The sequence below is a fragment of the Paenibacillus sp. MZ03-122A genome, assembly GCF_024213325.1.
In the GTDB taxonomy this organism is placed as follows: Bacteria; Bacillota; Bacilli; order Paenibacillales; family Paenibacillaceae; genus Paenibacillus; species Paenibacillus polymyxa_B.
The window spans coordinates 1-6,217 of the sequence record NZ_JANAVI010000033.1 but is presented as its reverse complement, the minus strand read 5'-3'; the positions used below and the strand labels follow the sequence as shown (position 1 = coordinate 6,217).

Below are 6,217 nucleotides of genomic sequence, written 5' to 3'. Positions count from 1 at the left end.
GTAATTCAATACATTTATCTAATCTATGATGATCCGTCAATAAATAAATAGTATCTTTCCCTTCCAAAACTTCTTCCATCCAACTTCCTCCCATTGTTTTATTCGTTATGGAGTATGTACGCCAAGATGTGAGTTCCAGAAATTTAGCAATCTATTACAAATATAGACATTTTCCATCCACTGGTCAATTTTTTCTTACATAAATGCTAATTTTTTGTATCGTTTGATATGATGAAAGATTAGTTCGAGCTTTGACGTAACCTTGAATGTCCAAAAAGAAAGCCCCAAACCGTAAAAGGTTGGAGCTTTCTCTGTTTTGTTGCAGTTTCTATGAAGCTAGCTATTATAGATCGCCAGGCGATGAAGCAGCAACGCCCCACACATGTCCATCAACTTTATAATCGCCACCACGCCACTGCAATGTGTAACTTCCAGAACGCAAACCATCGGTTATACCTTCATCAGTGCTTCTCCAAGTAATTTCGCCACGAGCTGGAATTTTCAGAGCAGTAATATACTCTTTATTTGATTCAATGTGCGATAAACTCACCTTTACTGGATAGCTAGAATAATTCTTCATACGAAGTTTAACATGTCCATAACCTTTTGGAACCTCAAAGGAAGTTCCTACGGTTGCGCTTCCGCTTGCGTCGGCGTCAATGGTATTCCCTACTCTTTGAGGAGTCACCACATGATCTCCAGTGGTTGGTGTACCAGCATCTTGTGTCGCTGCAGTAGATGTATTTACAGAATCACTTACATCTGAATCCGCAAAGATCGCACTGGGTACCGCAATGGCTCCTCCTAACAAGCCTAAAGATAAAGCTGATGCAATAAAATGTTTCTTCTTCACAGATTATTCCTCCTTGGAAATTATATTGCAATATTGCAAGCCCATTATACCAAAAGGTTCCACAATTATATCATTTTCTCCAAAAAATAGTAGTAATGTCCCATTTTTGTTTTTTAATTACATTATTAACCTAAAATTAATATTCCCTCGAGACCTTCATAATGCCGTCTATCTGGCTTTTAAAGTATTAGATGTATTTAATTTCGTACCCCCCACCCAAAATGCCATAAAGGACCGTTCAGAGGCTTCTGGAGACGCGTATTAATGAAACCACTTGATTTCAATCTTTACTCTTCCTAAACCCATAAGGTTTATATCGAATTTCAGCATAGTTATGTCACCTCACTTTCGTTATTTTCATTCTTGTATACGAGACATTAGCTAATTATTCAATTTAGGTGTCTAACCATTTTGGATAAACCAAAAAGCAAAAAATCACAGTAGTGCCCATTTATACCCCTGCTACGCAGGGAATGGGTCTCGCCTTCGCTCGATTTCATTCACATCCGTGAATGACCTTTCCGTTCGGAAAGGAGTTTGCCTATGGCAAATGGGACAAAAAAACCTCTTCCTTTTCGGCAGAGGTTTTTTTATCGTCGAATTGTTTTATTTCAGGAGGTTAATAATTAATGGCATTTACGATTAGTTAATGCTTTGCATTTAAGCCCCTTTGATACAATTATATTCATTCTTCTTTTACCAGAATCTTATCAACGCTGTGCATCTTATCTCGGCCCAGCAGCTCATAAAGCAAGGTCAGCGTATCCGACGATTTCCGCTTTTCTGCCATCTCTTTTTTAAGCAGCTCCCTATCCATGTACAACTGACGTTTCTTGAGCACATCTTGCTCAAAATCCTTGTCCTTGTCCTCTTCGTACTGATGAAACATCCTAGTGAATATCTTCATGGCTTCCACCATAAAATCTGAATCCTCCGGCAGCTTCTCATTCAAAATCAGTTTTTGAAGGCGCCCGCGGATCTGCGCGATCTCGCGCTCCTTCGTCGTGTCGATATCCTTCAAACGGAACAAATGATCTCTGCACTCCACAAATTGCTTTGGATCTCCCTTCTGTACGATCTTCCAGAAAGCCGACTTATGCGTAAAGGCGTGAAACAGATGTGTCCAAAGCATCGACAGGCCATCCAGCCGCAACAGAAAATCCATGCTGTCAAAAATGTTCGTCTCGCCCGTTTCCACGTTGGCAAAACCTTTCATCCAATCACGATGAATCTCAAATTCGATGTTCCAAACCCGGTCCGGGTCCATGCCACGGTCAATGTAAATATCTCGGAAATAATCCTTTCCCTTCCGCTCAATCTCAATGCTCTTGTTATAGATTCGCAGCTGCAACCTGGAACGATCCCCGATGTAGGCCGTTTCAAATTCCCGCGTATACGGATCAATATTGATGCAGCTCGGCTTATTCGTCTTTTGAGGATTCCTTGGATAGTCCAGGTCAACAAGATCATCCAGCGTCCATTGGAATTGGTCACTATGGACGCAAGGATCGATGCGGCTTGGCTTCGAGGCTTCATGAATGAAGCCCAAGCCAGCCAGCACCTCCAGCGATTCCAGAAACGCATCTCGTACCCCCAGCTCCCACAGTTTGAACTGATTGATTTGTACCTTGATCGGAAACGTTCCGTCATTGCGCCGCTTTTTGGCAAAAAAGAACGCCATATCGTTATTACGAATCTGATAATAGTAAATTGGACGTTGGCCATTCGGTTCGATATTGAAAAATGCTGGAGTCTCATAACGGTTCAACTGAACACGGATCGGATCAGGCAACCCACCATCCTCGGCCAAGTCCCTGCCGACCTGGAGAGTGTTAAATAGTCCATCTTGCATCACCTCGTCATAATTTTCCGCGTCATAGGTGTACCACAAGGTATCAATGTTGAATACAAACCGCTTCGGATCAGGTACGAATTTCCTTTTCCCGCGTGTAGAGCCTGCTTTTTTCGTGTAAGCTGCCGGCATAAAAATCGCTCCTTTAAAGTTCGTTTTTGTGCATCTGATTAAGTGCGGATTTTCGAGTTAAATTTCCGTTTTTCATTAAAAAACTATGATATACTCTGTTTTTCTTTTAAATTAGTTCAGTTGTAAGCGAAAATGCTTGTACAAACCAACGTTTGAGGTAGAAGATAAGAACCACCGTGACCCCATGTTATATTTTATGGGGTCTGGGTACTCCTTTCGGCGAATTTCGCAGCCTAAAACCTCAAACCCCTAAACCCCCTCAAACCTGGAATATAGAAGCGGCATACGACGCCTTGGAAGCACCCTGCATAACCCGACCAAACCACTAGAAATTAATTCCCTATTGTGAAATTTTCACCATGTTCAAAATTCCCAACAGAGGAGAATTTCCGTTTTTGGCAATAGGAAATCAAGCCCTCAAGCGAAATTTTTTTCGCAAATTTCCTGAGCGCTCCAATGATATTCAGTTGAGCTATGTAAATCTTGAAATGCCGCGCCGCGCTTGGACTTTGCCGCATTTCATAAAAACCAAAAAAGCCCCCGATCCGCTACATACGGTTCAGGGGCTTCAACATTTATATCTCAAATCCTATTGAATCCATGGATTATATCCAGTACAATGTGATTACATTGCATTGAAGATTCAATGAAGTAAGAAAGTCATGTTCATGCGCACCTGTTTCGCCGATGTCGGTCGGTCAAACAGCATAGGGTCGGGAAACCCTTGCCGTGAAACTGGCTTTTTTGCTTTCAATGAGCAAATTTTACCACGAGTCTAGTATATTATGCTAGACTCTTTTCTTTTGTCAGACGCATTTGCACGGAAAATAGTAACTATTTTGACCGCTCACTTTTTGAATCCTATCATTTGAGAAAATGTGAATAATAGATACGGGAAAAGCCGCGTCCCTATTGACTTACAATACCATAATTGAGTTATCAAAAAATCGTCTAAACACCGCTCAGTCTTACCCGAAAATGATAGCTAAAAAAACTGAAAAAAATTTTTTTTAGCTGGGGTCGCACACTGGTAGCATAATAGACACAAACCACAAAAATTAAGGAGGTTCACCCCATGAAGTACCCAAAGCAAGAACATACAAAAACCAACCTTCAGCAGCGTTGTCCTGAAGATCAAATCCAGATCGCCAGCACCGAACAGGTGAAGCGGATCGCACAAGAAGGCATAAACAAATATAAACGCACCCTGGAAAAGCTCGCCAAGAATTAGGCGTGCTTTTTTTCGCACACATTGCAAAGCAATGTATAAGTGCGCCCTTAGTTACTTTCGCTTCGCTCCAGTCCACTTTGGGAACCGGTAGTAGTTCAATCCACGCACTCCATACAGAGCAAGACAGCGACTACCTTAAATTTTTTAAGGTAATAGTTCAATCCGCGCACTCCATACAGGAGCAAGACAGCGACTACCTTAAATTTTTTAAGGTAGTAGTTCAATCCACGCACTCCATACAGAGGGACAAAAAAAAGAGACTGTTATGCGCCCAAGTCTTTTGAAAATCTCTTTGTATACTTACGTTTAATAGACAGGCGATGGTATATCATTTGGTACATTATTGGGTACGCGATTTGGTATGCAATTTGGTATACGATTTGGGAAACCAACTCAACTCAAAAAAGACCACCTCACCCCCTACAAGAACGATCATGAATGTACACCGTATTCCCACCCATTTCAACAGATAGTGAGCGGTCGACTTTTTCCAGTGAAATTGCCATTTTTAATACGAAGCACACCATAATCAGGGGTCTATTATCGGTATTTGATCCCCTTTTTCCCGTGTTTTTTTTGGTTCCCATTTTTAGTTCCCAAAAAATAAGGGTGTAATTTTTTTTCAAAACCCGCATGGTTGAGCCATTTGCAGAAAAGATACACCCCCTTCATTTTCGGGAACCATAAATCTGTACTATTAAAAGTTATATTCAACCAATAATAGCATCTTCAAAGCCGTTTTTCTCCTGATAAACGCCCTCTATTATTCATAGAAATAACCCTTTATTGAGCAACATATGAGCAGTTATTTCACGCATATTATTTTATTTCATGAATTATTCTGCAGACCCATCCTAACCAGGAAAGTGTGTACCACTTTCAAACCTCAAGGTCGCCTCCGGCGGCTAAAGGGCTAGCCCTTTAGAATCCGCTATTTCCCTCGCCGGGTGGCAGCCCTCCAGACGAGTCTGGAGGGGCAAATAAGGGTCGGCACGTTGAATCGCTCGTAAAGGGTTCGCTAAAGCCGCTTTGCGCCCTTGACGGCTTCCTACGACGCTCTTGATGCCCCTCCTTGCTCTTGTAGCTTTTGAACATACGGAAAGGAGCCGTGCGGCTTGCAACGGCTCCCTAAGGGCTTAATCTATGCACCTGATACACAAAAAAGAGGGGCCGTTTGATTGCAACGGCCCCTCTTTTTAATCACATATTTAGTTCCAACCGTGGTTAGAAGGTGAAAGAGTTGTAAATGATCCAACGCTAGTTATGGGTACTACAATACTAACAAGAGCGAATACCATCATCGCAGATATTATTGCCTTCTTCATGCTTCAACAGCTCCTTACAAAGGTTTTGATACTGCTCTATTTGCTCACTTGAAGCATACTGCCGGTAGACTTCAAATAGTACAACAAACTTTTTGAAGTCTGCGTCATTAATCTTATTATAAGATGTTAAAAACAGTAAACTGAGCTGTACACAATCTTGATACCTTTGATGTTTAGCATAGTAAACAGCCCGATGATACAAGAATCTGAAATAGTGAGTTCTATTGGTAGCGTCTTCAAGATTTCCAAAATCCTCAATTTTTTCTGAGAACTTTTCAAGTAGATCATCTACATTAACCGAATGAAGTGAAGCAGTCTCCATGATCGTGACGAGGCCGGGTAATAACTCTTCCGGATTATCTTCTAAAAATTGAACATACTCAGGTAACACGTTCAATTTTCCAGATAGCAAATCATTAGTATACTGATTTGCTTTAGCAAAAAATTTGAATCGTTCGACTTCTTCCCAGCCGTTTTTGTCCAACCCCGAAAACCAGCCCAATTCCGAATACTTCAAAATGTATTCTTTGGCCTGATCGTACAAGCCGAGTTTTTGAAGCGCTGTTCCCTTGGCCAGATATGCGAACCCGTAATAGAATACCAAAGGCCGTTCTGCCTTAAAAAGATAAGGAAGTCTTTGTGAGTGCGCTTTTTGCGCTTCGTTATACATGTTTTCAGCAAGGCTGTGCAGATGATCAGCTATGGTCAATATATCTTCCCAAGCATGCTGTTCAAACCTCATATGCAGTAATTCAATACATTTATCTAATCTATGATGATCCGTCAATAAATAAATAGTATCTTTCCCTTCCAAAACTTCTTCC

5 protein-coding genes are annotated in these 6,217 nt (G+C 41.3%); 2 read left to right on the top strand and 3 right to left on the bottom strand.

Translation table 11 applies throughout. The features are described from left to right. Window positions 1-343: 343 nt before the first annotated feature. Both NLX74_RS25355 and NLX74_RS25350 read right to left on the bottom strand, forming a co-directional pair. On the bottom strand, window positions 344-853 hold the full coding sequence (locus NLX74_RS25355; RefSeq protein WP_016818383.1) for a hypothetical protein: 510 nt from the start codon (window positions 851-853) through the stop codon (window positions 344-346). Between the two features lie 685 nt (window positions 854-1,538). Beyond that, window positions 1,539-2,837, bottom strand: a complete 1,299-nt coding sequence (locus tag NLX74_RS25350; protein ID WP_016818384.1) for a hypothetical protein — start codon at window positions 2,835-2,837, stop codon at window positions 1,539-1,541. Window positions 2,838-3,232: 395 nt separating this feature from the next. On the opposite strand from NLX74_RS25350, the gene NLX74_RS25345 reads away from it, so the two are divergent. After that, the gene (locus tag NLX74_RS25345; protein WP_016818385.1) at window positions 3,233-3,433 is read left to right on the top strand and encodes a hypothetical protein; all 201 of its coding nucleotides are present in this window, start codon (window positions 3,233-3,235) and stop codon (window positions 3,431-3,433) included. A 479-nt stretch (window positions 3,434-3,912) separates the two neighbouring features. Continuing rightward, window positions 3,913-4,068, top strand: a complete 156-nt coding sequence (locus NLX74_RS25340) for a hypothetical protein (RefSeq protein ID WP_016818380.1) — start codon at window positions 3,913-3,915, stop codon at window positions 4,066-4,068. A 1,278-nt stretch (window positions 4,069-5,346) separates the two neighbouring features. Here the strand turns inward: NLX74_RS25340 and NLX74_RS25335 are convergent. Further along, on the bottom strand, window positions 5,347-6,217 hold an 871-nt coding region (locus NLX74_RS25335), incomplete at its 5' end, for a DNA-binding protein (RefSeq protein WP_254330914.1).